The sequence below is a fragment of the Mesorhizobium sp. M2A.F.Ca.ET.039.01.1.1 genome (assembly GCF_003998035.1).
GTDB lineage: Bacteria > Pseudomonadota > Alphaproteobacteria > Rhizobiales > Rhizobiaceae > Mesorhizobium.
In genome coordinates this window covers 1-2,620 of the sequence record NZ_RZRY01000794.1, presented here as the reverse complement: position 1 = coordinate 2,620, position 2,620 = coordinate 1, and the positions used below count along the sequence as shown (strand labels likewise).

Annotated in this window: 2 protein-coding genes and 1 pseudogene; all 3 read right to left on the bottom strand. The window is 64.5% G+C overall.

Annotation, left to right across the window (positions count from 1 at the left end):
• Positions 1-238 (bottom strand): annotated as a pseudogene (gene pcm, locus EOA24_RS33800) (protein-L-isoaspartate O-methyltransferase); the annotation flags it as partial.
• A 47-nt stretch (positions 239-285) separates the two neighbouring features.
• Positions 286-1,044, bottom strand: a complete 759-nt coding sequence (gene surE, locus EOA24_RS33795; RefSeq protein ID WP_126082291.1) for a 5'/3'-nucleotidase SurE — start codon at positions 1,042-1,044, stop codon at positions 286-288.
• Positions 1,045-1,048: 4 nt separating this feature from the next.
• Positions 1,049-2,353, bottom strand: coding sequence for a serine--tRNA ligase (gene serS / locus EOA24_RS33790; RefSeq protein ID WP_126082290.1), 1,305 nt, complete (start codon positions 2,351-2,353; stop codon positions 1,049-1,051).
• Positions 2,354-2,620: the final 267 nt, after the last annotated feature.

Here is a 2,620-nt window from a genome sequence, read left to right as displayed (position 1 = left end):
GCTCGATGTGCAGCGCGGCAATCACGGCTGCCTGCAAATCGGCGCCCTCGATCGCCTCGCCGCATTCGATCGGCAGCATGCCGTCCGACCAGGCGAGCGCGTGGAACTGGGCCGACAGGAAGCCGCGCCGAGGCGTCGCCTCGAAGGCCGCGACCAGCGCCTTGGGCGCCGTGCCCCTGCCCCGCAGCCTGAGCAGGAAAGCGGCGAAATCCTCGCGGTCGTCGATGCCTGTGTTCATGCCAAAACCACGTTCATGCCAAAACCGTGTTCATACCGATGCCATGTTCATGACAGCGCCTTGGTCAGTTGGTCGCGGAGCTCATGGGCGGTGAGGTCGAGCTGCAGCGGCGTCACCGACACCAGCCGGTTGCGCAGCGCGTAGAGGTCCGTGCCCTTCTTGCCTTCGACCGGCTCGCGGCCGAAGCGCAGCCAGTAGTAAGGCAGGCCGCGTCCGTCGCGCCGCTCATCGACCCAGAGGCTGTGCACCAGCTTGCCCTGCGAGGTGACGACGGTGCCCTCCACTTCGTCGGGAGCGCAGTTCGGAAAATTGACGTTGAGCAGCACGCCGTCCGGCAGCGGCGTTTCCACCAGTCGCTTCAACAGCGCCGGCGCCAGCGACTCGGTCGTCTCGTAAGGAACCACGCGATCCTCGCCGACATAGGAATAAGCCTGGCTGACCGCGATCGAGCGCACGCCGAGCAGCGCGCCTTCCATGGCGCCTGCAACGGTGCCGGAATAGGTGACATCATCAGCAATGTTGGCGCCGGAATTGACGCCGGACAGGATCAGGTCCGGCGGTCCGGGCAGGATCTTCTTCGTACCCATGATGACGCAGTCGGTCGGCGTGCCGCGCACCGCGTAATGTTTCTCGCCGATTTTGCGCAGCCGAAGCGGCTCCGAAATCGACAGCGAATGCGCGTAACCGGACTGGTCCTGCTCGGGCGCCACCACCCACACGTCGTCCGACAGCGTGCGGGCGATGCGTTCGAGCGACGCCAGCCCTTCGGCGTGGATGCCGTCATCGTTGGTCAGAAGAATGCGCATGCGTTCACTTCGCTTCGATCTTGGCGAGACCACCCATGTAAGGCCGCAGCACTTCAGGAATGGTTACGCTGCCATCCTCATTCTGGTAGTTTTCGATGACAGCTATGAGAGCGCGGCCGACGGCGGTACCCGAACCATTGAGCGTGTGAACGAAGCGGTTGCCCCTGCCGTCCTTGTCCTTGTAGCGGGCATCCATGCGCCTGGCCTGGAAATCGCCGCAGACCGAGCAGGACGAGATTTCGCGATAGGCGTTCTGCCCCGGCAGCCAGACCTCGATGTCGTAGGTCTTGCGCGCGCCAAAACCCATGTCGCCGGTGCAGAGCGTGACGGTGCGGAACGGCAGGCCGAGCTGCTTCAGCACCTCCTCGGCGCATCGCGTCATGCGCTCATGCTCGGCGATCGAGCTTTCCTGATCGGTGATCGAGACCAGCTCGACCTTGTAGAACTGATGCTGGCGCAGCATGCCGCGCGTGTCGCGGCCGGCCGAGCCCGCTTCCGAGCGGAAGCACGGCGTCAGCGCCGTGTAGCGCAGAGGCAGCTTTTCATGCGCGGTGATCTCCTCGCGCACGAGGTTGGTCAGCGGCACCTCGGCCGTGGGGATCAGGCCAAGCCGACCGTCGCCATGCGGCGTGAAGAACAGGTCTTCCTCGAATTTCGGCAGCTGGTTGGTGCCGAAAAGCACCTCATCCCGCACCATCAGTGGCGGGATGACCTCTTCATAGCCATGCTCGATCGTGTGCAGGTCGAGCATGAACTGGCCGATCGCGCGCTCCATGCGGGCCAACTGGCTTTTCAGCACGGTGAAGCGCGTGCCGGACAATTTCGCCGCCCGCTCGAAATCCATCATGCCGAGCGCTTCGCCGATCTCGAAATGCTCCTTCACCCAGTTCGGACGCGTCGGCACCTCGCCGACGATGCGCTTGACGACATTGTCGTGCTCGTCCTTGCCGACCGGCACGTCCTCCAGCGGCACGTTGGGCAGCACCGCAAGCGCGTCGTTCAGCGCCTTGTCGAGCTCGCGCTCGCGCGCCTCGCCGTTCTGGATGAACGCCTTGATATCGCTGACTTCGCCCTTGAGCTTCTCGGCAAGCGCTGCATCGCCCGAGCGCATGGCGTTGCCGATCTCCTTCGAGGCGGCGTTGCGGCGCTCCTGCTTGACCTGCAATTCGCTGAGATGCGAGCGCCGCGCCTCGTCCTTGGCAATCAGATCGTCGACCGTGGACTGCGCCTCGTCAGCCGACCACGAGCGCTTCACCAGCGCCTCGACAAGGGCCTTCGGGTTTTCGCGAATCCATTTGATATCAAGCATGGTCGATCCTCAAAAGTAAGGACCGAGGGGGTAAACCGCATCGGCTATCGATGCAAGACGGCGGATAAGCGCCGCCTCGATTTCCCTGCCTTGCCGCCGCTCAGGTGGACGGCGCGTCCGGCGTCTTGTCGCCGGCGACAGAGCTGTCCGCATTCGCCTGCTCGCGCGCCAGCCGGTCGCGCGCCTGGGCGCGCTCGATCATGCGCGATGACCAGATGGCGACCTCGTAGAGAATGCTCGTCGGGATGGCGCGGCCGCACTGGCTCA